Here is a 25,157-nt window from a genome sequence, read left to right as displayed (position 1 = left end):
ATTTCCACATTTAGGAATAATTAATAGTTTATAATAGTTTTTTTTCTTCTAATTTTTTCTGAATTGATTGTAGCTGTTTGTAATTATTGATGATTTTGATCATATAACGATTATTGGGATCTTGTGAAAGGTCAATTTCTAATGGTTTTTCATAGAAACGCGCCAGTAACTGTTCCCCTGTTCTCTGGAATTTGCAAAATATTATCACTTTAGGTTTCAACATGTCATTGATGCCAAAGTCCTTAATGATAGCAAGCTCCTGTGTGTTGAGTTCACAAATATCGTTATGTGTATAGAATGCCTGCGTGTTGTTTAATATGGGGCCTAACTTATTGATAAAAATGTTAATTAATTGATAATCAAACTGCTGATTAATAGCATTTAATATTGCCTTTAATGCATTACTTGGTTCGATAGCACTTCTGAAAGGGCGTTTTGATGTTAATGCATCATATATATCACATAATCCTATTATTTTGGGATAAATGGGTAAATTTTCGTACGGTAATCCATAATATCCATTATTATTGTACCGTTCATGATGAAATAATACTGATTGCAATACTATGGGGTGTACATCCTTAATTTTTTTGATTATTTCATAGCCTAACTGAGGATGGCGCTTCATTTTCTGAATATCGGTAATATTATATTTTCCTTCTTTTTCTAAAAGGTTTTTATCTAACTGCATCTGACCAATATCATGTAAATACCCGCCCAGCGCTATATTTTTAATCTCATCTTTATTGAAAGTTCCAATCATTCGTGCCATAACAGCACTTAAAATACCTACGTTCACTGAATGGTTATAGATATATTCTTCATAGCTTTTTAAATCTTTTAGAAGGTTTAGCGCCAGTATTTCAGTTGAAGTAAGGTCATTGACAATATCTATAATAACCTTTTCAGCTTCATGAATTGCAACTTTGCTGATTTTATGGCTTTGGGCTATTTCGTGCATTATTTCTTTTGATTTATTCCGGGCAATTTGCATCCTGAAACTGGGAATAACAGCCATCTGTCCATTGTCATTATAATACAGAATATTGCCATACCTTGCCTTAATGGCATTTATTTTTTCGGCAGTTAGAGCCACGCGGGGAGGTAAAACTACATCACCATCTTCCGATATAAGTGGATATATAAAAGTACTATTTGGCCTTAGATAATCTACATCAATTTTTATTTTTTTTCCAAGCATGCGATAATAATTACACACAAATATTTATTCCAATATAAATAAATAAATACTATAAATCAATTATATTTTTTCTCTGTGAAATTAAAAATTTTGGTATCAATTTATTTGTTGAAATAAAACCTTATTGTACCTGGCAGTAGGGATTATTTTATTTGATAGTATATTGCCACAATACATATATGCATAAAGTGTTGTAATATATATATATATATATATATAGTTTTTGAGGAATATAAACAGATAACATCAAGTATACTATAAAATTATAATTTATGTAAATACAGTAAAGTTTTTAATTGTTTGAAGTAAAATCTGGGCAGCATTGAGAGCATCTTCTTTTGTTAATCCACAATCATTATATAACGAATCAGCTATAAACTTTCGTATAGCCATATATACATCTTCTGTTGGGTAAAAAAGGAATGCAAAATTTTCACCCTGCGTTTTTAAGATAGTAAATGATGTATATAACATTAATGGTTCTTTGGGTATCATTATTTTTTCCTGTTTTTGACCGGTGATTATTGTCAGGTCGTCAAACCGGTATGGTATTGATTTACCAGCTTCTCTATGAACTGGTTCTTCATATCTTCGAGCATAAGTAGGAGGTTCTACCAGTAAATGCGTTCTACTTCCATCAGTTTTAAAAGTAAGACCTTCAGCGGTTTGATAAATATCTTTAACATTTTTATATGCGGTTACTTCATAAATTGAATATATTGAATCAGAATCAAAAAATGAACAAATTATAAACCCACCGTTTGATGGTATTGAGTTGTTCATGTAGGCTTTAAAAAGTGCAGTGCCTTTTGCCATATACTACCTCTCATTATTCATCAAAATAAAAAATGTTTTGGATTACAAACTTAAACGTGTTTGATTATAATTGAGAAGAAAATAAAATGCAAATATTTTTTTATACAATTGAGTTATTAGACTATTTATTCTTAAAAGAGATTTGTGAACATTACAACAAACAATGTACACAAGCTCAGCGTTTGAATGGTTTACAGTTTATTATTAATAATCAGCAATAATTCCTTAAAAAATTTCATAATGAATATAGTGTACACCGGCGGTGTCCCAAAACAATCTGTGGGTTCTCAATGACGCGGGTGCAGAGTCATTGCGAGCGTAGCGAAGCAATCTAAATACCACAGAAGACAAGATTGCTTCGTCACTTTGTTCCTCGCAATGACAGTATGGCAAAAGTCATTGCAGAAGATGTCTTTTGAGACAACCCCAGTGTACACTATTTTATTCAAATTTCCACATTTAGGAATAATTAGTGATTAATAATAAAATATTAAAAAGAAATCATTAGTATGCTGATTTTATTGTCTCCTCTTTTTATATATAACAATAGATAGAACAGTTAAAAGAAAAAATGAAAATATTATTAATTTATATCTATTAAGGTAAGGAAATATAATTTCATAATTTGAACCCAGAGTATATCCAAGGGTAAACAATATTGTTGATGTTATAGAAAGGGCTAATAAATCAACCAGCATAAATTTATATAGTTTCATTCTGGCAAGGCCTGCAGTAAGAAATATAACATTTCTAACACCGAACGGAATAAACCGCCCAAAAAATAGTGTTTTTGCTCCATGGGATTGGTAGTAATATTCAATTGTTTTGATTTTATCCAGGGGATAAAATCTGGCCAACTTCTTGTGTTGCAGAATAAATTTCATCCCAAATCTGCCTAAGCAATAAGATATTATATCACTGGAGTAAGCACCCAGCATACAGCCAGCAGCAATTTTAATTGTATGCTCTGGTATAATTGTTGCTGCAATAGAAGCAGATATAATAAAAATTATATCTTCAGATATTGGGAAATTAAATCCTGCTAGCAGTAGAAGTATAAATGCAATATAGTGAACATAAGGTGCAAAATCAAAAAGAAGATGAGAAATATATGCCATAGAGAGCTCACACAATTGTATAATTATTCAATAATGAATGGTTCGTATTTTAATGCTACAGTGCCTTTTTTTACCCAGATACGGATTTGAAGGGCATTTTTCCCATCCTGGGAAGAAATTGTTCCTAATTCTTCAACCAGGTCAATGGTATCAATTGAAAATTCATAAAATATTTTTTTATCTGAAAAAGGATCGGATAATAAAATAATTTTTGATTTATCGTACTGGTGCTTTTTAGGGGTTCCAACAAACGCCACATGGTTTTCAAAAAAATTTATATTTCTGTATTTGTCAATTGCAGTTTTATCATTTTCTTTGAGCAAGTTTAACAATTTAATCTGTTCTTCCATAACTTTGTGCTGTACTTTTTTATATTTTTTTAATTCCGTTAATAATTATTTCAATGGATTCCTGAACAATTATACCTTGTAAAGGTTTATAGCTATCAATAATCAGTAAATTGATCATTGTCAAGATAATTCCGCAACATACTTTTGATAACACGGGGATATGGGCATTACGTATAAAACCATGAGATATCCCTATAGTTAAAAACTTCTCCAATTCTTGATATATAATATGCTGCAGTTTTTCAGGGAAATAAGAAAACTTTGAATCGTATGCATGGAGTAATAAGAATCCCAATTCACTAGTAAATTTAAGCGCAAATTCACTTAATCTCAAAATTTCTTGTTTAAGAATTGTAAAATATTCTGGTTGGGTAATGTCTTGGGGCAAGGGTGATAAAACAAAAATTGAATCAATTGAATCAACTATGGGCTGGTAAATCTCAGTTAAAAGCATTTCTTTATCTTTGAAATATACATAAAATGTGCCGGTTGCTAAATTGCAATAATCCATAATATCTGTAATTTTAGTTTTTGAATAACCCTTTTCATTAAATAATTTTTCAGCAGCATAGAGGATTTTTGTTTTTGTTTCAGGCTTAACAATTTGAGGCATCGTATAACCCTTGACTCAATATAGTGTAACAATTGTAAAATAGTATATATGTATAATCAACAAAATAAAATCTTGACAATATTTAAAATTTATTCCATGTTAAATCAAAAAAGTGCCAGGTATACAAAAATAGAAAATATGAAGAAATTAACGGATAAAATACATCCAGAACATTTACCAGTATTTATTATAACTATTGCTATACTTTTGTGTTTTATAGTCATTCAAAAAATTTATTTCACGGTACTGCTAAAACCAAAAATAACACCTCAAATAATAGAGGAAATATTTGAAAATAATTTCAAAAAAGCAATACAGTTTGATAGTAGTAGTGTTACACTAGGGGGGAATATAGTTTTAAAGAATGTTAAGATAGCACCCACTACTGATTTTAATGATAATTACAATTTTATTTCATGCAAAAAAGCCATAATAGATTTGAACTATTTTAAGGCAATAACCGGCAGTATAGTAATAAAAGGGGTAACCTTTACAGATGCTTCCATGACAATTGTAAAAAATTATGGCAAAAGTTATTTGGAAACTTTTAAAGGAATATTCTCAGGGATAGTAAATGGGAATACTATAAATCTTGATGATTTTTACATGGAATTAGATGGCAGTTTACTGTATAATGAAAATTTAAGTACAGATAAATTAAAACTAAGCATTCAAGATGTATCACTTGCTATTTCACTGAAAAATAAACATTTATCATATACTATTAAAGGGGAAGTTTTACCAACCGATAGTAGCCTTGATTCAGGCAGGATACATATATCCGGGATCATTAATTATACTGATGCCATGGGATATAAATCATCACATCATAGTATATACGCCAAAAAGTTAGATATGCATATTGTAAACTATTTTATAAAAGAATATACTGAATACCCAATAACTGTGAAGGGATATTTTTACACTGATTGCAATATCAATCATGACTCTGGATATTCATTTAAAGGTACGGTTGAATTTGATAATTGTACCATTGAAAATATTAAAAATATTCCTCATTTTGAATACATAGCAAAAGATAATATAAGTATTGATGCCCAGATGGACTGCAAAGAAGATTTATCTGAAATTAATGTATCTTCTTTTGCATTTAATGATAAAGAGATTTCAATAGATGCCACAGTAAAATACATTAAAGATAAATTACTGCAGTTTTATTTCTCAACAAATCAGATAGATCTGGATGACTGTGATTATATTCAATTAATACCCGGAATGTTTTATGATGGTTCGTTGAAGATACTGACACAATTTGATTTTGATATTGCTAACGATACTATGAAGTCATGTAAAATATTATGTGATGTTCATGATATATCTGTATTTAAGAAAGTTGGCAATTCCACTACCTCTTATTTAAAAAATGCCAGGTTAAAAGTGGAGGGTGATGTTAAATCTGTCATTCTTGATTTCTTTACGAAACACAAACAATCTGATATACTGGTACATTCAAAAATTAATATTGATAAATGGGCACCATTTACTTCCACAACTGACATGTCCATTACTTCAAAACAACTTCAGTCTGATGTGCTGGAGTATCTTTTGGCTGATGGCATATCATCGTTATATACTGGTGCTATGGAAGATATGGGTATTGGTTATAATGAAATATTTTTCAGAGATAAGCCATTGGGTAAATATTTAATAAACAATATAATTAAACTAAAATTCAATATTGGAAAGTTACTATTTGAAAAAAATGCACATTTGAAGAACATTAATATTGATCTAATATCCAATAAAGGTACAATTTCAACTCCATCATTCAACTGTGAAGGTTATTCAGGAATATATTCTTTCAATATCAATGCATTTTGCAACTGTGACTATCCCAATCTGAATATTACTGCTGGTGTATCCAATTTTGATTATGGTAGGTATTTGCAGGATTGTGGCCAAAAGAATGCCACAGGGGTTATGAATGTGAGTTTAAATTATTCCGTGTCCGGGTATCGTCCAAGCCATCTGCTTCAAAATGGCAATGGTTTATTACAGATAACTATCGCCAATACTATATTTAATAAAACGTTGTTACAGAAAAAGATTTCTGAAGTAGCAACAACCTGTAATGTATCATTCCCTGATGGAGTATGGCACTGCAACAGACTGGATTTAACTATAAACCATGTAGCTGACAGATGGATTTTACAGAATATGTTTATCGATACAGACATGGTACAACTTGGTGGTTATGGAAACTATACAATTGATAAAGGGTTGTCGTTGCCCTGTTATGCATCAATATTTACCAGAGAAGGGCCGGTCATCAAAGGGTCTCAAAGGATTAATTTTGTTATAACGGGTTCCCTTGATAACCCTGTGATTGTGACCGGCACTCCCTGTGGTAAAAAAGAAATATCAGTCTTTGATGTCAATTAATTCATAAATCTTTACCGGTAATTGCTTCCCTTTAACTCTTACAAGGTCCAGTTCACGTGCTATGACATGATCCCTGACATGTTCATAGGTGAATTCACTGATAATAATGCCCGTTCCATACTGTTTATTGGTACCCTCAAGACGGGCACCTAAGTTTACATTATCACCCATCAAAGTGTAGTCCATACGTGAAGCAGAACCCATATTGCCAACTACCATTTCACCGGTATTGATTCCAATACCAATATGCAAGGCAGGTTTGTTCATCTGCACCCATCGTTTATTCAGTTGTTCTAAAACCTGCATCATTTCAACTGCGCATTTACATGCTAACAACGCGTGATTATCCTGCGGGATAGGTGCCCCCCAAAATGCCATGATTTCATCGCCAACATATTTATCAAGTGTACCATCATATTTAAAAACTAAATCAGTCATAGCCTGCAGATATTCGTTAAGATGTTCCACCAGTTCTTCTGGAGTCATTTTTTCTGAAATGGTAGTAAAACTTCGTATATCGGAGAATAATACGGTGAGAATCTTTTTATCACCACCCAATTTTAATTTATCAGGATGTTTTAAAAGCTCATCAACAACAGTTTTGGAAACAAATTTGGAAAAAGTTTGTCGTATGTATTTTTTCTCCTGTTGTTCTGTCAACACTCTATAGGCAATAATAATTGAAAATGTTGTTCCAACCTGAATAATGGGTGTTGCAAATATGGTGATTATATTGAATATGTCAAAGAGCAGGTAGGAGCCTATTATATAGAATAATACAAGCCCAAGAGTAAAGGCAACAGATACAACAATAGAAACCTGTGTGAGTATAAACCCTAAAAGCAGGGAAATGACAAACAAAATCAGTATGTTCTGCCAGGGTGTAAACTTAAGTATAAAATCCTGATTAAGGATTGTGTTTAAAGCATTGGCATGATGTTCAATACCAAAAAGGTCGCCATAGGGAGATTTATGAATATCTGTTGAAATACCTGTTGATGCATACGCTGCTACAAGAATAATTTTATCTTTGAGCGAAGTGTTTTGTATTTTCCCATCCCTGCAAAAATAATAGTACGGATAGTGTGTAAAACTGCCTGGCCCTCCAATAAAATTAATATCCATAAAGCCTTCATCATCAATTGGAATAAGTATACTGTTGTCAGGAGTGGGTTTAGCCATTTTTTCTTTAGGAATGTTTGATAACTTTATATAGTTGCCCATTGATATTGCAACATCTTTCTTTGTGATGCCATAATAGTGCATAACAATCAAAAGGTCAATAGAAGGATAATACTTACCCTTATATTTTATCACTAATGGAACTTTTCGGTTAACATGGTCAGCATCAGGGCGTATATTTGCAAATCCTAACCCAATTGCGGCCTGAGACAACAATGGTGTGGGAGGTACAGCTTCCTCAACCCATGGCATTGAATTGTCCTGCGGGTCAACAGGGAAAGAATAGATATCTAATATGCGCATACGTTCTTCAATATCAGTGTATTTAACATCAATTTCTTCAGTTTCAAATGGGTAATCTAAAAAAACACAGTTTGCTTCTTTTACGGCTTTGGCAAATTCATCTTCATATGGTTTGTGGTCAAGAAACATGATATCAAAAAACATGGCTTTTGGTTCACCGGATCCAACATATCGGGTAAATTTTGCATGATAGCTCCATGGGAATGGCCATTTTATACCTTCGTTATCAAATTCACGGATGGTGTTCTCGTCAATTCCCAGAATAATAATGTCATCGCGTGAGCGTGGATTTTTACGCGACATCCTGACCCCTTCCTGAAGTTTTACTGCTTTTTCTGAAGGGTCACGTAAGTAGAACCTGAAATTGATTGAACCGTATTCAAGGCCATCTAAAAGTTTGGTTTGTGTATATAAAAATGACAAAATAATAAATACACCTATTGATAAAACCAAACCAAGAAGTTGATTTTTATTAATTTGCATAGTGTCTACCCTTATGATTTATGATATAATAGTTTTGTTTTTGACTATATAAATCTAAGAAATGCAATACAATAATTAAGTGATAATTGCAAGTTTTTTATTAAATTCTTGACAAAATAATTAATGCAACACAGCAATAATTCCTTAAAAAATTTCATAATGAATATAGTGTACACCCAGCCGCCTTCGGCGGCGGGGGTGTACACTATATTATATTTTATTCAAATTTTCACATTTAGGAATAATTAGTGAATGCAAAAAATCAATTTGTATCTTTTTCCATTAACATTTAGTGATATATTGCTTATTGAAAAACTAGTAATGTGTAAGGCATGAGATTCTTTGAGAACTTTGGTGCTATTAAAATGAAAGTGATGAGAGGTGTCATTTTGAGTCCCGTTTTAATCAGGACAAAGAATTCCATTCTTTATTAATAACAATATTGTCGCCCCCGTGGGAATTGTCTTGATTACATCGGGATTGGAAATAGCAGTGCGATTGAGTTTAATTTTATGTAAAGAGGTGTTGTTTTGATAATCAAAGAGTATATTGCACAAACTGTTGATCAAGCTTTAGCAAAACTATTACAGGCAAAAAATATTTCATTAGAGCAGTCGCCATCTATAAAAATTGAGTATCCAAAAGAGGAAAAATTTGGTGACTATGCAACTCCTATTGCGATGGAATGTGCAAAAATCCTCAGAATGTCACCCATGCAGATTGGCGAAGAAATAAAACAACATATTGATGCTGAAGTTTTTGATCGTATAGATGTGGTTAAACCTGGCTTTATCAATATATTTCTATCATTGCCATTTCTTTTACAAAGATTAGAAGAGATAGTTACTGTCAAAGATGAATATGGCAAAAATAAAAAGTCCAATCCCCGAAAGGTCAACGTTGAGTTTGTTTCGGCAAATCCCACTGGCCCTTTAAATGTGGTTTCTGCACGTGCAGCTGCAGTGGGAGATACTCTTGCAAATTTGCTAGCTGCTAGTGGTGATATAGTTCACCGTGAATTTTATGTCAATGATTATGGCAATCAGGTTTTGTGGTTAGGAAAATCGGTGTGGATACGCTACCGGCAAATGTTAGGAGAAGATGTCCCATTCCCTGAAGAAGGCTATCACGGTGAATATGTGAAGGATATTGCTAAATATATACATGAAAAATTTTCACAGGAACTATCGCACATAAATGATGACGAAGAGATCATTAATTTTTGTGCACGAAAGGCAATTGAATATAACGTAGCTTCACAAAAAGAAGATCTGGATAGATTTAACGTTAGTTTTGATACATGGTTTCATGAAAGTACATTACACCAAAGTGGAAAAGTACTGGAGGTGTTTAAATATTTAGAGTCACTGGGAGTTATACGAGACGAGGATGGCAAAAAGGTTTTTGCTTCCACGCAGTTTGGTGATGATAAGGACAGAGTGGTTGTGCGCGATGATGGAAGACCAACATATTTAATGGCTGATATTGCTTACCATAGAACAAAGATTGAGCGAGGGTATGATTTAATCATAGATATCTGGGGACCTGATCATCATGGGTATATTGCTCGCTTAGTTGGTGCGATGAAGGCAATGGGGTATGACGAAAAGCATTTCAGGATTCTTATTTCGCAGCAGGTCAATCTTTTAATGAATGGTGAAGCGGTGAAAATGTCAAAACGGTTGGGTACATTTTCCACCATGCGAGATTTGATTGAAGAAATTGGAACTGACGTTGCACGATATTTCTTTGTCATGCGTTCAATGGACAGCCATCTGGATTTTGATATTGATTTAGCAAAACGCCAGAGCAGCGAAAATCCCGTGTTTTATTTGCAATATGCTCATGCACGAATCTGTTCAATTTTTAGAGAGGCGCAGAACAGAGGTATTGAGTACAAAAAGATCATTGCCAGCACTGAACATTTTAATAATCAGGAAACGATTGCTTTATTAAAACTTATGGCACGTTTTCCAGAAGAAGTATATGATGCTGCTTCTAGCTTTGAACCACATCGTATTACTGTTTACTGTATGCGCCTGGCGCAGGCATACCATAAATTTTATACTGAACACAGGGTGTTAACCGATGATGCTGACCGTACCCAGAGCTATCTTACATTATGTGATGGTGTGCGTATCATTTTGAAAAATGCTCTGGCATTGCTTGGCGTAAGTGCCCCGGAGAGGATGTAAAAAAAACATTGAAAAAAATAAATTATTGATTTTTTATAGCTGCAACTATTGTATTACAATAAATAGTAAAATACTATTTACGATAATTACATGAAAGCTGCACTAATAGCTACAGGTAGTGAACTGGTTTGTGGCCGTGTTCATGAAAGCAATAATTTCTATTTAAGTCAATACTTGCAGGCAATTGGATTGCCCGTGGTAATGCACTACGTGGTTGGTGATAACAGCGAAACCTTGCGCCTGGCAATTGAGCATGCATTCTATAATGCGGATATTATTATTATTTCAGGTGGATTGGGACCCACCGTTGATGATATTACTTTTGAAACTCTGGCAAAAATGTTTACACTAAATCCAGTGGTTCATGAGCCTTCAAAGGAACGCATGGAATATTTCTTTAATGCTATTGGGAAATCTGTTTTACCTTCTGATTTTAAGATGGTAACTGTTCCTGAAAATGCAGTAGTTTTTGTTAATGATGTAGGGCTTGCACCAGGTTTTGCTATTACTGTTAAAGAAAAAGATATTATAGTAATGCCAGGTGTTCCACGAGAGTTACATTCCATGGTTGGCAAGGTTATCAATTATCTGGAAAGTCATTATCAACTGAAAAAAAAGAATTCGGTAACATTCAAGGTTGTTATGATGCGTGAAGCAGAAGTGGATTCGGGGGTTAAAGAGATAGTTAATTCTATGAAAGGTGTTGATGTTTCCATAACGTATGAAGCTGGAATGACAACAGTGATGCTCAGTGCTAACAATGAAAGTATATTACCGGTAGACAGTATAGTTGAAAAAGCAAAAAAGCTTTTTGGATCAAAATTATTATATGGATATAATTCACTGGAAGAGAAAGTTGTTAAGATATTTGCCAGTCACGGGAAAACAATAGCAATAGCAGAATCATGTACAGGGGGGCTTGTAGCAAAAAGGATTACTGATGTACCGGGTTCTTCCAATGTCCTATTAGGTGGTGTAGTGGCGTACAGCAACCAGTCAAAGGTATCACTGTTAGGGGTTAATCCGGTAACGTTGCAAACCTATGGCGCGGTGAGTACAGAAACTGCATTGGAAATGGCAGCAGGAGCTAAAGAAAAATTTAATGCCGATTATGGAATTTCAACAACAGGTATAGCCGGCCCTGACGGGGGGACCAAAGATAAACCGGTAGGATTGGTATGCTTTGGCATTGTTGGAAGTAATACGTTTACAACGCAGATACAGTTTGCAGGAAATCGTGAGCAGATACGTACAATGGCAACTAATTATATTTTAACCAGACTGTTAACGTGTGCAGGACTTGAATGAAAAGAGTATTTATAGTATTCATAACATTACTTATATTTAATGTTGTTTCGTATGCAATAGAAAGCTCACAGCTTTTTGAGCAGGGTATGGAAGCATTCAGAATGGGGAATTATGGTTCCTCGGAACTTATTTTCAGAAAAGTCATTGATGCAAATGATTCTTACAAGGATAGAGCATGGTATTATCTGGCCTTATCAATATTTTATCAAAAACAATATCGTTCGGCCATTTTTGAGTTAAACAGATTTTTACTTTTATGTACAACACCTGATCTATGCAGCGAAGCCCGCTACTGGATTGCAGAATCATATTATTCCCTGAATGACTATATCAAGGCCATTGAAGAATATAACAGGTTCATTTCTCAGAGCAAGAATAAACAGCTAATTATAAATGCCTATGATCGGATAGGTGAAATATATTTCAATCAAAAGCGATATGACGAAGCAATCATAGAATGGAAAAAAGCATTAGCTATAAGCAGTAAAAAATATGAAGACAGTAATAGGGTAATAAAAATTGGAGAGGCTCTGTTCTTAAGTGAGCGCTACAATGAAGCACTGGATGTATTAGAACCCTTGATTTATGCTACAGGTGATATTAGCATTCAATCAAAAGCCAGGCTACTTGTTGGGAGAATATACCAGCTTACCGGCAAACACTGGCAGGCAATAAAATATTTCAATGAAATTCCTGAGAGTATGTTACGCGTACCTTCTTTTATGAGTGTACAGTATTTTAAAGCCCTATCATATATAGCCCTGGGTGATACATATAATGCCCGTTTAAACCTGAAATCGTATATTCTCATTTCTACTGATAATGTGCCCTATCACTATAATGCTAAATATGAGTTGGGGAAAATACTATTAAACACCAAAGATTCTGATGAAGGAATGTCGTTGTTGGAGGATGTTTATACAAATAGCAATGATATAGAATTAAGAAGCAATGCTTCTTTTGAGCTGGCAAAAGTGTATCTTAAAAATAATAATAATGAAAAAGCAATCCCCTATTTAGAAAATGCTGTCTCTATCAATGATACGGAAAGCCAAAAATATGTTATGATGACCTTGACCAGATTATATATAACTACTGCACGGTATGATGATGCAAAACGTCTTCTGGATTTTATGCTGGAAAAATACCAGTATGAAGAAAACAGGGATGAAATGCTGTTTTTAGTTGCACAGGTTTATGTAATGCAGGGAAACATAACGAAAGCACTTGATGTGTTTGATGAAATAAAAGAAATCAATCCTTTTTCACAATACCTGGTAGAACTTGATTATGTAAAAGCAATTGATGCTTTCAAAAAAGAGCAATATAATGAGACAATAGACTATGCCAATAGATATTTGAAGAATCAAAAGATTGAAAACAGATATGATGTGTTAATCTTACTGGCAGAGTCATATATAAGGATAAACAATACAAGGAAAACCGTTGAAATAATAGACCAGTTAATAGCTCGTTTCCCCAGGAAACCAGGGTTAGAAGAAATACTATATGAATTGTGTTCTGTATTGAAAAAACAGGGGGTTAGCGTTGAACGGTATTATTCATTTATTATTAAGAATTACAGTTCGTCAATTACTGCAGGAAAGATATTTATTGAAAAAGGGGATGAAGCATACAAAAATAAAAACTATCAGGTTGCAGTATATTTTTATTCTCAATATTTAGCAACAAAGGGAAGGCCACGTGAACGTTCAGTACTTTTATTTTATGTACTATCGCTCTATGAACTAAAACAATACGCCACCATTATAAAAACATTGCAGAGTAGTGATTACTTAACTGTAGATGATTTGACAACAAAATTGCTGATAAAGTTGCTGGCAAAAAGTTTATACGCAATTAAGGATTTTCCTGCTGCATTAACATATTTTATGACGATACCGTTCCAGGATTATAATAAAGAAGATTTTGTAATAATTGCTGATACAGCTATAAAGTCCAGCCAGCCAGAAATTGCTGGTGATCTTCTTTCGTATGTTGAAGATAATGAATATTTTGCAATAATTTCATATTCAATTGCTCTTTATTATAGATTGAATGGCAACAATGATATGGCATTTGATTATTTTACAAAAGCTTTACTCAAAAAACCAGACAGTAGCATCTCTGATGATGCAAAAATAAACCTGGCACAGATTTACATTGAACGCAAAGAGTTTGAAAAAGCTTTTGAACTGGCTGAATCCATTCAAAAGAAAGAATTAGAGAGTTTGCGGAATAGTATAATGGCTGTTAGCTATTTTAATTTAGGTAACAATGACAAAGCTTTAACGATTATTTCAGGAAAACTCAATGATATTTTAAAAACTGAATATGCAGAAGAGATAATTACGTTTTTGTTGATATATTACTATAATGGGAATGATATAAAAAATTTTCAGAATATTTATGGATATGGTATAAAAAGAAACAAGTTACTATCATTATCAAATTATTACTATGGCATGATGATGTATAAAAATTATAATTATTCACAGGCTTTGCAGTTTTTCAACACTGCTTCACGGTATGATGATGAATATGCACATGCTTCATTATACTATGCTGGATTAATATATCTATTAATCCAGCGCAATTTTGGTATAGCTAAAAAGTATTTTGACCTTTATTTTTCCAAATCTGACAGCACTGATATTAATTTTTATAATGCAAAAGTATATGTTTCAGTGTTGTTGTATGAAATGGGTAAACAGGATGAGTCTAAAGATATTTTATATGAAATAATTAACTCAGATTCAAATGTACTTGCAAAAATTAAAGCAGATCATCTCATTAAACAGTATGGTTTTTAACAGGTAAATAAACCAATCAGAGGAATGTATGAAACAATATACTTTTCATGTAATTCATGGACCAAATTTAAATCTTTTAGGGGAAAGAGAACCTGCAATATATGGTACACTAACGCTGGAAGAAATTAATAACAGAATACATGAATTTGCAAAGGGCAAGAACTGTGAAGTACGTTGTTTCCAGTCAAATAGCGAAGGTGAAATTATAGATTATATTCAAAATAATAGAAATTGTGATGGGATTATTATCAATGCGGGTGCTTATACACATACTTCAATAGCTATCCGTGATTGCTTAGCTTCCATAGGTATTCCATGTATAGAAGTTCATCTTTCCAATATACATTCACGAGAACGCTTCAGAAGACATTCGTACATTGCGCCTGTATGTATTGGTCAAATCTGTGGGTTTGGGTATTACTCATATATAGTAGCGCTGCAGGCTTTACTACACTATCTGGAAAATTACTCAAAGTGATTCTAATTCTATGAACTATCGCACAAGAATGAAAAAAATACAAAAGCATTTGTCAGAAAAAAAACAATTCCCATACCTGGTTGCAAGCTTGATTAATATTAAATATTGCACCGGATTTGAAGGAAGTTATGGGTATCTAATATTTTTTGAAGATGAGATAGTTTTTATTTCTGATTCACGCTATGAGGAATACGCTCTGATGATATTACCTGAAAATGTTCGTTTTGTATTACAGCAAAAGGATTTTTTCAAATCATTAAAATCATTACTTATAGAAAAAAAAATAAAAAATATATTTTTTGAGGAGCATTCAATTACACTATCGCAGTATAAAATCTTTCAAAATGAGTGCAAAGGCATAGCTTTGCATTACGGCGGGGATGTTATTAATGAGTTGCGTATTATCAAAGATGATGATGAAATTGAAATTATTAAAAAAGCAGCCCGAATAACAGATGCCTGTTTTCACCATATACTTACGATTATTAAGCCAGGTATTACTGAATGGGACATTGCTGTTGAAATAGAATATTTTTATAAAAAACATGGATGCCAGGGAACTTCATTTGATCCCATCGTTGCATCAGGGGCGGGGTCATCAATGCCCCATTACAAAACGGGAACCAAAAAGATTAAGGCAGGTGAACCGGTGCTTATTGACATGGGATGCATTTTCAAGGGTTATTGCTCGGACATAACGCGTACTGTATTTATTAAAAGTATTCCCGATAGTATCAATACAATTTATTCTATTGTAAAAGAGGCTCAAAAGAGAGCTGTTGATGCAGTAAAATCAGGATTGACTACAAATAAACTTGACAGTATTGCAAGGGATTTTATAGCTGCTAAAGGATATGGTAACTTTTTTGGCCATTCGCTGGGTCATGGCGTTGGGCTGGATGTACATGAAATACCAGCTGTAAAACAGAATGGGGCTATGGCATTAAAGAAGGGTATGGTTATAACTATTGAGCCTGGCATATATATCCCCAAAAAAGCAGGTGTCAGAATTGAAGATATGGTACTGGTAACTTCTTCAGGACATGAGGTTTTAACAAAAAGCACAAAGGAACTAATTATTTTATAGAATTATATTTTCCAAGGAGTATTCCACATGATAACAAGTAATGATTTGCGAACGGGAACAGTTATTAAGGTTGATGGTGACCTGTATTCAGTTGTTGAATATCAGCATGTAAAATTAGGCCGGGGTGGAGCGTTTGTTCAGACAAAATTAAAATCACTTACAAAGGGTGTTATTGTAGATAAAAAGTTTAAAGGTGGCGAAAAGGTTGAGGATGTTCGAGTTGAGAAGAAGACACTGCAATATCTTTATGATGAGGGTGATTCCCTGGTTTTTATGGATACAGAAAGCTATGATCAAATACACGTAGATAAGAAAAAAGCTTCAAATTTACTCAATTATATAAAAGAGGGCGATAATGTTGAAGCAACCATGCATGATGAGGAAATATTGTCTATAGAGCCACCAATATTTGTAGTATTGAAAGTAACCTATGCTGAGCCAGGGGTGAAAGGTGATACTGCCACCAATGTTTTAAAACCAGTGACCGTTGAAACTGGTGCCACTGTTCAGGTTCCCATATTCGTCAATGAAGGTGATGTTATAAAAGTTGACACACGAACAGGTGAGTATGTGGAACGCGTGAAAAAATAGTGGAATAACCAAACTGTAAATGTTGGCGTAACGTGTAAGGAAATTATTGTAAGAGTATTCATTCCCACAATCAACGATGGCGGGAATGTACGTTGATATAAAAAATTTTAAATTAAAAGATTTACAATGTGAAATCTGAATTAATAACAAAAGAAGCATATAAATCATTTAAAAAAGGTTCATATGTAATAGTTATCCAGTTATTAGAAAAAAATATTACTATTTCCAATAATCCATTTGATTATTTTTTATTGATTTTGTCGTATCTATTTACAGATAAACTTGCCCAGGCCGAAGCTTTGTTACGCAAGGCACTACGACAATATCCAGCTTTTGTTCCTCTTTTAGAAATACAGGCATTTCTGATGTTAAAAGCTGCTAAATCAAAAGATGAGGCCTGCACAGGTTACATTGATATAGTAAAAATTTCCCCGGGGAATAAACAAATAACAAAAATTATAGCAAAAATACAGGAATCTGCTGATTTTGAACAATTTCAAAAAAAGGCTAAGATAAAAGATTTTATCACGGTTAGATCACCAAAAAAAGTCAAAATATCATTCAGGACAGGGCGGCCTGTACTACACTTTAAAACAGTAGCTCTGGTATTGATTATTGTTGTATTTCTGATAACAGGGATTGTGTTTTTTCCTTCATCTCTTGCAAAACTCATACAGGAAAAAATTGAACTTCTATTTTATCAACCATCGCTTCAATCAGGGGAAGATTTATCACAGATTTCACTTGATGGTATGCATTACGATATCATTGATAAAATTCAGAAAGTGCGCACACCTGAATTTTATGCATCAAATGAAGCATGTATTCAGGATTTTAATAGGGCAAAGTGGCTGATCAAGGAAGGCAAAGAAAATGATGCTTTGATACTGTTGAATAAGATTGATGCCAGCAATGCAAATTTCAGAGTAAAAGAGCGAGTAGCATTTTTAAAAGATTTTATAAACCGCACCAGAGAGCGTACAGTGGCAACATTTTCATACAGTGATGTAATGCAAAAACCATATTTATATAAGGGAATAAATGTAAAATGGCAGGGAAAAGTAGCAAATTATAAAAAAAAGGATGGCATAAGTTTTCAGTTACTGATAAATTATTCAGAAAACAGGTTTGATGGAGTAGTAGAAGTGTTTGCACCCTTTGAAGTAGAAGCATTGGATAATGGGGCGATAGTAACTGTTGAGGGTATCATTACCAATATCGTTGGTGGGAAAATAGTTATAATGCAGGCAACAAACGTTGAAATAAAACATGAATGATGTTATAATAATGTATCATTATGTTTATCAAGAGTTACGATATGAAAGTCATAGTAAAAGAATGCAGTCATTATGATGTTGAAGTTATCAAAACAAAGGTTATTGCAGCATTAAACCAGTTGCAGTTTAATTTTTCAAAACTGTACAATGCAAAAGTAGCAATAAAACCTAATTTATTAACATCAGCATCCCCAGAGTCTACAGTAATCACGCATCCAGCCTTTTTTAAAGCAATAGTTCAGATTGTAAAACAACATGGTGGCATACCAGTTCTTGTTGAATCGCCTGCGGTGCAGTCATTGCAACGAGTAATGAAAAAGACAGGATATGATGCGATAGTAACTGAAGAAGATGTGTTTGTTGCCGATACATCAGATTGCATAATAATTCATAATGATAATGCTCATCATTTCAAGCGGTTTGAAGTGCCAAAAATTTTAACAGAATGCGATATACTTATAAATCTTCCCAAGTTTAAAACGCACGCACTAACGCATATAACATGTGCGGTAAAAAATTTATTTGGCACCATTCATGGAATGAAAAAATCCGAGTGGCATATTAAAGCAAAAACTAAAGATGAGTTTGCTGGGATGCTTTTAGATTTATACCAGGCTTATTGCACTGATGCTGCACTTCCCAAAACTATCGTCCATATTGTAGATGCAATAACCATTATGGAGGGTGATGGTCCAGGTCCATCAGGCACGCCTGCATTTTTAGGGATTATTGGGGCATCGTATAATGCAATTGCAGTTGATTATGCTATTGCAACAATAGCTGGATTTGACATAAAGAATATACCAACCATCACAATGGGAATAAAAAGAGGTTTGTGCAATACACCGGAAAAAATTGAAATTATAAAAGAACATATTTCAAAAAAATTGTCTTTCATGCCGCCAAAAGAATCAGGATCATCTAAAATACTGGCAATTCCGCTTATAAATAAGCTATTAAAAAATATGATGATTGCAAAACCAGTGCCAAATCCTGATACGTGTACGCTTTGTTATCAGTGCAAGCAGATATGCCCGGTAAAAGCAATTAGCACATCTAAAGATGGTAAAGTGCCATGCTACGATTATTCAACGTGTATACGGTGTTATTGTTGTATGGAAATATGCCCCGAATCAGCTATTTCATTGGGAAAGCCATTATTACAACGGTTGTTACCATAAATGGAAATGATGAGGTTAACAATGAAGCAAAAAGATACGTTAGGCAAAATTGTTATTTTTGAAATAATAGTTTTTCTTTGTATTATTCTATTTATTTGGGCAGAAGAAATTTTTGATTTGCCCTGCCTACTTTTAAATGCTGAACCAACACCAATAAATTATCAAGAAAGCCTTTTAGAAACTTTTATTTTTACTGCAATATTTGGCTTTTTGCTGTATTATACCATTAAGATATTTTTAAAAATTAAAAATCTTGAGTCATACGTAAGGATATGTGCAGGGTGTCATAAAATTTATGTTGATGGCAAGTGGGTTGCGTTAGAAGAATATTTTAATGAGTATAGTAATAAAAAAACATCGCACGGTTTATGCGATGATTGCAGGAAATATTATAAACGGTAATTAGCGGAGGAGGGACTCGAACCCCCCACACCACGGATATGAGCCGTGTGCTCTAACCAACTGAGCTACTCCGCCTTGGTAGCGCGGGCAGGATTTGAACCTGCGACCTTTGGGTTATGAGCCCAACGAGCTACCAGCTGCTCCACCGCGCGATCGTTTTAACGAAGTGACAATCTATTTATAATATACATTGAAGTCAATCATTTTTCAAATTCTTTTTTAAGTGGTTTGAAAATTCACATTTGAAATGTAACATTTAGATGTTCTTGTAATTTCTCGTAAAGAGGGTGTCTCAAAAGTAATATTTTTGCTATCACTTTTGCTCTCCTGTCATTGCAAGGAACAAAGTGACGCAGCAATCCCATAGTTGCGAGCGCCGCAGGCGTGTAGCAATTTCATCTTGAACGGCATTGGGATTGCTTCGCTTCAACAAGTGGTTGCTGAGCTCGTCGAAGCACTCAGCACAGGCGCTACGCTTGCAATGACATTGCACTTACATCATTGAGAGCCCCACTGTTTGTTTTGGGGCACCCTCTGTCATTGATTCATAAATTTATTTTAACCAGCCGGTAACATTAAAAAGTATCAAAGAAAAAACCTTTTTCTATTTTGTGTTGCACTTTATTCTTGAATCAATCAAGTAACTGTGGAATACCCTGTTTTTATTAGATCAGTATTTAAAAAATTTTTTTAAATTTTTTTTAAATTAAACAATATTGTTGTTGAAATTTTGTAATGTGATATAATACTGTCAATGTTCTCTTTGAGCAGAGGGGGTGATATTATTTAAGGGCTAAAACCAGTAGTGGTTTTAGCATTTTGATTATGTAAAAGCGCAAAAAACCCAAAGGAATGACAATCCCCAGGGTGGCGAATTTAAGTTAACCTTAAAAACCATTCTTAATGCATACACTCACCGTAGTGTAGGTGATTTTATAAAATGAGGTGGTTGCCCATGGAGGGTTTAGGTACACACATTATTGCGGAACTCTTCAACTGCAACGAGTTTCACATCAACAATTTAAAAAAGGTTGAGGAGGTGTTAACGGCCGCAGCCGAACTCTCTAAAGCCACTATCATCCAACCATTCTTTCACAAGTTTTCTCCATACGGTATTAGCGGAGTAATCGTCATAGCCGAGTCGCATATCACAATCCATACATGGCCGGAATATGGGTATGCAGCGGTTGACGTCTTCACCTGCGGAGATCATGATTACAGGGTAGCTATCGATTATATCACTGAACAGCTGGAAGCAGAGCGATGTGTTCTGTATGAAATGCGAAGAGGAGTGTTAAACGGTAGCAAGGTAAAAAATGTGCCAGTAATTCGGGAGGTGGAAAATGTTAACTACATTGACTAACGACATACTTAAAACAATTCCGACCATTGACCAGTTTGAAAAATTAGGTGCATGGGGGTTGTATTGCAGCGTTGATATTCATAATTGTGATCCAGACATTATTCGAGATGCAGAGATGATACGGCAGTATGCGATTCAGTTGTGCGATCTCATTGAAATGAAGAGGTTTGGAGAGACTCAGGTTGTTAATTTTGGTGAGGATGAGCGTGTTGCTGGTTATTCAATGGTGCAGCTCATTGAAACTTCAATGATATCAGGTCACTTTGCAAATCTGACAAATACTGCTTACATTGATATATTCAGCTGCAAATATTATGACCCAGAGATTGCTGCCCAATTCTCACTGAGCTACTTCAAGGGTAGCGACTATACTCTTAATGTTGCTTTAAGAAAGTAATCAGTGATTAAGGGGACGGTAAGGGATACCTGTCCCCTTAATTTTTATAAACCTACCACTTATTTATCTACGTAAAAGATTCATTCTATTACAATTATACATTCAGGAGGTACGACATGCCATTTGAATCAAGCGTATGGATTGAAGAGTTATATGAAATGGAACAGGGAAGAACCATGAAACTTAAGGTAACTGGTAAACTTGCAACCTATGATTCAAAGTTTCAGAGGATTGAAATATATGACACAAAAGCATTTGGTAGAATGCTGGTACTTGATGGCGTATTTATGACTACCGAAGTTGATGAAATGGGATATCATGAAATGCTGGTACATGTTCCCATGTGCGTTCATCCAAACCCCAAACGGGTTCTTGTTATTGGTGGGGGTGATGGTGGTACTCTTAGAGAAGTGTTAAAACACAAAGAAGTTGAAAAAGCAGATATTTGTGAGATAGATGGTGATGTAATACGTCTTTGCCGTGAATACATGCCTGCCTTATCATGTTCATATGATGATCCCCGTGTGACAATATATACTGAAGATGGTGCAAAGTTTATTGCAGAAAGGAAAAAAGCGTATGATGTAATTCTTGTTGATTCATCTGATCCCATTGGGCCTGCTGCAGTATTGTTTTCAGAAGAATTTTACAAAAATTTAAGTGAGTGTCTGGATGATGATGGAATAGCATCAACCCAGTCGGAATCAATATTTTATCACCCAAATGTTATTGTAACACTGGCACAATATAATAAAAAGTTTTTCAAAGTCCCTTCATATTATATTACCATGGTACCCACATATCCAAGTGGCATGATTGGCTTTTCATTCTGTTCTAAGAAATACCATCCAATAAATGATTTGAAGGAAGAAAAAGCAAAAGCACTTGCCAAACTACTCAGATATTATAATCCTGATATCCATAGGGGAGCATTTGCTTTACCACAATTTATACGTACAAAATTAGAGGGGATTTTGTATTAGTATCCAATGGGTGCCATTGATTGGATTATTGTTGTTTTATACAGTATTTGTGTCATTGGCATAGGGTATATAATTGGGAAAAAACAAAAAAATCAGGCTGATTATTATATAGCTTCACAGAAAGCATCAGCCTGGTTAACAGGGTCATCACTTGCAGCAAATCAGGTAAGCGCAATAAGCCTGATTGGAGTACCTGCTTTTATTGCTGTCAAACATAATGGAGGGCTAACCTGGTTACAGTATGAATTAGCCCTCCCACTATCCATGATTTTCCTCATTCTTTTTGTTATTCCTGCTTTCAGGTCATATCAGGGTTTTTCCATTTATGAATGGCTAGAAAAACGATTTGGTAAGCAAACACGTGTTATCCTTGCACTGGTTTTTTTACTAAGCAGGTCATTGGCTACGGGTGTAGCTATTGTTGCAACGTCATACGTGTTCAGTGTTATGACCGATCTTAATCTGTATGTTTCAATTGTAACCATTTCATTAATATCGCTTATATATACTTCGATTGGTGGAATTTTAGCTGATATTTACACTGATGTTATGCAACTTGTTGTGTTACTGTTATCTACAGTTTTATTTTGTGGAATTATATTATTTGTTTTAAATGGCCATACCGCTTTTACCCTTGATTATCAACGGTTGAAGATATTTAATTATGTTTCATTTGGAATATTGGATGGTAATACTTTTTCATTGGCACCAATGTTGTGTGGTGGTTTCTTTTTATATATTTCATATTATGGGTTTGATCAAAGTCAGGCTCAGCGCTTTTTTTCATGTAGAAGCACTGATGCTGCACAAAAGGCCATTATTATAAATACTATAGTTCGATTTGTCATTGTTATGCTGTACTCATTTTTAGGGATTTTACTATTACTGTTGTTATCTGTAGATAATACTTTACGCTCTTTATTATCCAATCAGCAGCCTGACATGTTAATACCTACATTTATTAAACACTATATTCCTGCAGGGCTAAAGGGTGTAGTGATTTCAGGTATTTTAGCTGCATCAATGTCAAGCATGGATTCAGCAATTAATTCCTTAAGTGCAATTACCTATAATGATGCACTGAAAGTAGCTTATGAAAAAATAGAATCCACACGTGATAAAACAAAACTCTTTTTATCGCGGGTATTAACTGTATTGTGGGGAGTCATAACAACACTATTTGCCATTGTTTTTGCTGGGAGCAGTGAAACAGTGGTGGAACTGGTAAATAAAATTGGGTCACTGTTGTATGGGCCAATCTGTGCAGTATTTATTATTGGGATGATAACCAGAAAAAAGATTCACCAGCTTGCAGTTATAGGAGGGTTTGCAACAGGCATTTTGGTTAATGTATATATATGGTTGTTTTTGCCAAAAGTTTCATGGATGTGGTGGAATGCTACAGGTTTTTTTGCTGCAATACTTTTTCCTTTTGTCATCTCATTATTTACCGGTTCAGGTTATGTTAGTGATAGTGGTTATACTATTAATTATTTTACAAAAAATACATGGTTTAAGGCGATAGTTCTTGTAATGTGGTTTATGGCAATAATTTGCTTTTTTGTGTTAATTGAAAATGTGTTTAAATAATTAAAGCTTATCGTAACTATAGATTTCCATTGTTAGTGTTAAAAGTTTTATCAAACATTATATACTCACAGTGTTCACGATAAGCATTGCCGTATCTTCCTGATCAGGATCTACCCTGTAGAGTATACCATCAGGTGCTGCGATGAGGCTTCGTGCTTGCAAAAAATTTTTATAATCAGATTTAACGCCGCATACTTTAACCAAAATTGCATTGGACAGTTTTGCACCCCTGACAAAAATATCCTGATCGCGTTTAAATTTTTCCTCTACGGTTTCATTACGCATAAGTGAAAATGTAGGTATGAAGATAATTTGTGCACCTAATTCCTTCAATGCTATAAAATTTTCATCCTTAAAAACATCAGCACATATCAAAACGCTAAATCGTATGCCATACGCATTGAAGATGACATGGTTGTTTCCGGGAGTTATTTTTCCTTCTTCAGCAAAAAACAGGTTTTGTTTGCGGTAAAAACCCAACATATTACCATTATGGAAAACAAAAGCAGTATTATGCAAAAAATTGCCATTACGTTCGGGCATGGTACCACCAATGACAACAGTATTTAATTCCTTTGATAGCACCTGTATTCGTTTTAACTGCAAAGCCTGATTATGCGGTGTTTGTACATGATTGCCTAATTTTTTATTCACAAAAAAATATTCCGGGAAGCATATAAAGTGGGGTTTTATGTTACGAAGCTTATTGACTGTATCATGAGTTAAATACGTTCCCAGGGGGTACTGATACATCACTATTGTATAATCCATAATAAAGCCTTTTTCATGGAATAGACATTGGTGTTAATAATTTTAACAGTAACTATCGCATAAATAGTATATCATTATTTTTTTATTTTAAAAATTTATGCGATAGTTCATGGCAAAAATCTCTTATTTATAATGATTAAAATCTTGACTTGCGATATGATGCACTATACTATATTAAAAAAACTTTTCAGAATGTGAGGGAATATGAGCACAATACAGACGTTCAGAGTTTATCCATATTTGCCTGATAAC

Annotated in this window: 20 protein-coding genes, 2 tRNA genes and 1 pseudogene; 14 read left to right on the top strand and 9 right to left on the bottom strand. The window is 34.0% G+C overall.

Features of this window, described 5'->3' with window-relative positions:
- Positions 1-28: 28 nt before the first annotated feature.
- The 5 genes from AB1444_12420 to AB1444_12400 all read right to left on the bottom strand — a co-directional run bounded on the left by AB1444_12420 (position 29) and on the right by AB1444_12400 (position 4,098).
- Entirely contained in the window at positions 29-1,201 is a 1,173-nt protein-coding gene (locus AB1444_12420) for an HD domain-containing phosphohydrolase (GenBank protein MEW6527452.1), read from the bottom strand.
- Between the two features lie 270 nt (positions 1,202-1,471).
- Positions 1,472-2,017, bottom strand: coding sequence for a hypothetical protein (locus AB1444_12415; protein ID MEW6527451.1), 546 nt, complete (start codon positions 2,015-2,017; stop codon positions 1,472-1,474).
- 518 nt (positions 2,018-2,535) lie between these two features.
- Positions 2,536-3,135, bottom strand: a complete 600-nt coding sequence (locus AB1444_12410; protein ID MEW6527450.1) for a DedA family protein — start codon at positions 3,133-3,135, stop codon at positions 2,536-2,538.
- A gap of 23 nt (positions 3,136-3,158) precedes the next feature.
- Positions 3,159-3,485 carry an inorganic pyrophosphatase Ppa gene (locus tag AB1444_12405; GenBank protein ID MEW6527449.1) on the bottom strand — a complete coding sequence of 109 codons (327 nt, stop codon included), beginning with the start codon at positions 3,483-3,485 and terminating at the stop codon, positions 3,159-3,161.
- A 19-nt stretch (positions 3,486-3,504) separates the two neighbouring features.
- A complete protein-coding gene (locus AB1444_12400) occupies positions 3,505-4,098 on the bottom strand; it encodes a TetR/AcrR family transcriptional regulator (GenBank protein MEW6527448.1) in 594 nt (197 codons plus the stop codon).
- 138 nt (positions 4,099-4,236) lie between these two features.
- Between AB1444_12400 and AB1444_12395 the strand changes: the two genes are divergently transcribed.
- Positions 4,237-6,501, top strand: coding sequence for a hypothetical protein (locus AB1444_12395; GenBank protein MEW6527447.1), 2,265 nt, complete (start codon positions 4,237-4,239; stop codon positions 6,499-6,501).
- Here AB1444_12395 and AB1444_12390 read toward each other — a convergent pair.
- Positions 6,481-8,469 carry an adenylate/guanylate cyclase domain-containing protein gene (locus AB1444_12390; GenBank protein MEW6527446.1) on the bottom strand — a complete coding sequence of 663 codons (1,989 nt, stop codon included), beginning with the start codon at positions 8,467-8,469 and terminating at the stop codon, positions 6,481-6,483. The genes AB1444_12395 and AB1444_12390 overlap by 21 nt on opposite strands.
- 536 nt (positions 8,470-9,005) lie before the next feature.
- Here AB1444_12390 and argS point away from each other — a divergent pair.
- From argS to AB1444_12345, 9 genes are all read left to right on the top strand, one after another.
- The gene (argS, locus tag AB1444_12385; GenBank protein MEW6527445.1) at positions 9,006-10,664 is read left to right on the top strand and encodes an arginine--tRNA ligase; all 1,659 of its coding nucleotides are present in this window, start codon (positions 9,006-9,008) and stop codon (positions 10,662-10,664) included.
- 90 nt (positions 10,665-10,754) lie between these two features.
- Positions 10,755-11,972 (top strand): CinA family nicotinamide mononucleotide deamidase-related protein, encoded by a 1,218-nt coding sequence (locus AB1444_12380; protein ID MEW6527444.1) that lies wholly within the window; start codon positions 10,755-10,757, stop codon positions 11,970-11,972.
- Complete coding sequence (locus tag AB1444_12375) at positions 11,969-14,785, top strand: tetratricopeptide repeat protein (protein ID MEW6527443.1); 2,817 nt, start codon at positions 11,969-11,971, stop codon at positions 14,783-14,785. The genes AB1444_12380 and AB1444_12375 overlap by 4 nt, the downstream gene beginning before the upstream one ends.
- 28 nt (positions 14,786-14,813) lie before the next feature.
- Positions 14,814-15,263, top strand: coding sequence for a type II 3-dehydroquinate dehydratase (aroQ, locus tag AB1444_12370; GenBank protein MEW6527442.1), 450 nt, complete (start codon positions 14,814-14,816; stop codon positions 15,261-15,263).
- Positions 15,264-15,273: 10 nt separating this feature from the next.
- Positions 15,274-16,350 carry a Xaa-Pro peptidase family protein gene (locus AB1444_12365; GenBank protein ID MEW6527441.1) on the top strand — a complete coding sequence of 359 codons (1,077 nt, stop codon included), beginning with the start codon at positions 15,274-15,276 and terminating at the stop codon, positions 16,348-16,350.
- Between the two features lie 27 nt (positions 16,351-16,377).
- Positions 16,378-16,941 (top strand): elongation factor P, encoded by a 564-nt coding sequence (gene efp, locus AB1444_12360; GenBank protein ID MEW6527440.1) that lies wholly within the window; start codon positions 16,378-16,380, stop codon positions 16,939-16,941.
- Between the two features lie 128 nt (positions 16,942-17,069).
- Positions 17,070-18,218, top strand: coding sequence for a hypothetical protein (locus AB1444_12355; protein ID MEW6527439.1), 1,149 nt, complete (start codon positions 17,070-17,072; stop codon positions 18,216-18,218).
- Positions 18,219-18,259: 41 nt separating this feature from the next.
- Entirely contained in the window at positions 18,260-19,399 is a 1,140-nt protein-coding gene (locus AB1444_12350; GenBank protein ID MEW6527438.1) for a DUF362 domain-containing protein, read from the top strand.
- Positions 19,400-19,420: 21 nt separating this feature from the next.
- On the top strand, positions 19,421-19,801 hold the full coding sequence (locus tag AB1444_12345) for a hypothetical protein (protein ID MEW6527437.1): 381 nt from the start codon (positions 19,421-19,423) through the stop codon (positions 19,799-19,801).
- A gap of 1 nt (position 19,802) precedes the next feature.
- On the opposite strand, the gene AB1444_12340 is transcribed toward AB1444_12345, so the two are convergent.
- Together AB1444_12340 and AB1444_12335 are read right to left on the bottom strand one after the other, a co-directional pair.
- Positions 19,803-19,876, bottom strand: a tRNA-Met gene (locus AB1444_12340).
- A gap of 1 nt (position 19,877) precedes the next feature.
- Positions 19,878-19,953: transfer RNA gene (locus AB1444_12335), tRNA-Met, on the bottom strand.
- A gap of 803 nt (positions 19,954-20,756) precedes the next feature.
- Here AB1444_12335 and speD point away from each other — a divergent pair.
- The 4 genes and pseudogenes from speD to AB1444_12315 all read left to right on the top strand — a co-directional run bounded on the left by speD (position 20,757) and on the right by AB1444_12315 (position 24,134).
- Positions 20,757-21,164 carry an adenosylmethionine decarboxylase gene (gene speD, locus AB1444_12330; GenBank protein MEW6527436.1) on the top strand — a complete coding sequence of 136 codons (408 nt, stop codon included), beginning with the start codon at positions 20,757-20,759 and terminating at the stop codon, positions 21,162-21,164.
- Positions 21,165-21,210: 46 nt separating this feature from the next.
- A pseudogene (locus AB1444_12325) lies at positions 21,211-21,561 on the top strand (S-adenosylmethionine decarboxylase).
- 116 nt (positions 21,562-21,677) lie between these two features.
- Positions 21,678-22,544: a polyamine aminopropyltransferase gene (speE, locus tag AB1444_12320; GenBank protein ID MEW6527435.1), complete on the top strand. Its 867-nt coding sequence runs from the start codon at positions 21,678-21,680 to the stop codon at positions 22,542-22,544.
- Between the two features lie 6 nt (positions 22,545-22,550).
- The gene (locus tag AB1444_12315; protein MEW6527434.1) at positions 22,551-24,134 is read left to right on the top strand and encodes a sodium/solute symporter; all 1,584 of its coding nucleotides are present in this window, start codon (positions 22,551-22,553) and stop codon (positions 24,132-24,134) included.
- 57 nt (positions 24,135-24,191) lie between these two features.
- Here the strand turns inward: AB1444_12315 and AB1444_12310 are convergent, their stop codons facing one another.
- Complete coding sequence (locus AB1444_12310) at positions 24,192-24,905, bottom strand: carbon-nitrogen hydrolase family protein (protein ID MEW6527433.1); 714 nt, start codon at positions 24,903-24,905, stop codon at positions 24,192-24,194.
- Between the last annotated feature and the right edge of the window lie 252 nt (positions 24,906-25,157).

This window comes from Spirochaetota bacterium (assembly GCA_040756435.1).
Classification (GTDB): domain Bacteria; phylum Spirochaetota; class UBA4802; order UBA4802; family UB4802; genus UBA4802.
The sequence above is the reverse complement of the archived record's forward strand: the minus strand, read 5'-3'. Positions and strand labels throughout refer to the sequence as shown.

Excerpts from the sequence above, each read along its gene's own strand:
- AB1444_12420 (MEW6527452.1), bottom strand. The coding sequence starts at position 1,201 with ATGCTTGGAAAAAAAATAAAAATTGATGTAGATTATCTAAGGCCAAAT.
- AB1444_12415 (MEW6527451.1), bottom strand. The coding sequence starts at position 2,017 with ATGGCAAAAGGCACTGCACTTTTTAAAGCCTACATGAACAACTCAATA.
- AB1444_12410 (MEW6527450.1), bottom strand. The coding sequence starts at position 3,135 with ATGGCATATATTTCTCATCTTCTTTTTGATTTTGCACCTTATGTTCAC.
- AB1444_12405 (MEW6527449.1), bottom strand. The coding sequence starts at position 3,485 with ATGGAAGAACAGATTAAATTGTTAAACTTGCTCAAAGAAAATGATAAA.
- AB1444_12400 (MEW6527448.1), bottom strand. The coding sequence starts at position 4,098 with ATGCCTCAAATTGTTAAGCCTGAAACAAAAACAAAAATCCTCTATGCT.
- AB1444_12395 (MEW6527447.1), top strand. The coding sequence starts at position 4,237 with ATGAAGAAATTAACGGATAAAATACATCCAGAACATTTACCAGTATTT.
- AB1444_12390 (MEW6527446.1), bottom strand. The coding sequence starts at position 8,469 with ATGCAAATTAATAAAAATCAACTTCTTGGTTTGGTTTTATCAATAGGT.
- AB1444_12380 (MEW6527444.1), top strand. The coding sequence starts at position 10,755 with ATGAAAGCTGCACTAATAGCTACAGGTAGTGAACTGGTTTGTGGCCGT.
- AB1444_12375 (MEW6527443.1), top strand. The coding sequence starts at position 11,969 with ATGAAAAGAGTATTTATAGTATTCATAACATTACTTATATTTAATGTT.
- aroQ (MEW6527442.1), top strand. The coding sequence starts at position 14,814 with ATGAAACAATATACTTTTCATGTAATTCATGGACCAAATTTAAATCTT.
- AB1444_12365 (MEW6527441.1), top strand. The coding sequence starts at position 15,274 with ATGAACTATCGCACAAGAATGAAAAAAATACAAAAGCATTTGTCAGAA.
- efp (MEW6527440.1), top strand. The coding sequence starts at position 16,378 with ATGATAACAAGTAATGATTTGCGAACGGGAACAGTTATTAAGGTTGAT.
- AB1444_12350 (MEW6527438.1), top strand. The coding sequence starts at position 18,260 with ATGAAAGTCATAGTAAAAGAATGCAGTCATTATGATGTTGAAGTTATC.
- AB1444_12345 (MEW6527437.1), top strand. The coding sequence starts at position 19,421 with ATGAAGCAAAAAGATACGTTAGGCAAAATTGTTATTTTTGAAATAATA.
- speD (MEW6527436.1), top strand. The coding sequence starts at position 20,757 with ATGGAGGGTTTAGGTACACACATTATTGCGGAACTCTTCAACTGCAAC.
- speE (MEW6527435.1), top strand. The coding sequence starts at position 21,678 with ATGCCATTTGAATCAAGCGTATGGATTGAAGAGTTATATGAAATGGAA.
- AB1444_12315 (MEW6527434.1), top strand. The coding sequence starts at position 22,551 with ATGGGTGCCATTGATTGGATTATTGTTGTTTTATACAGTATTTGTGTC.
- AB1444_12310 (MEW6527433.1), bottom strand. The coding sequence starts at position 24,905 with ATGGATTATACAATAGTGATGTATCAGTACCCCCTGGGAACGTATTTA.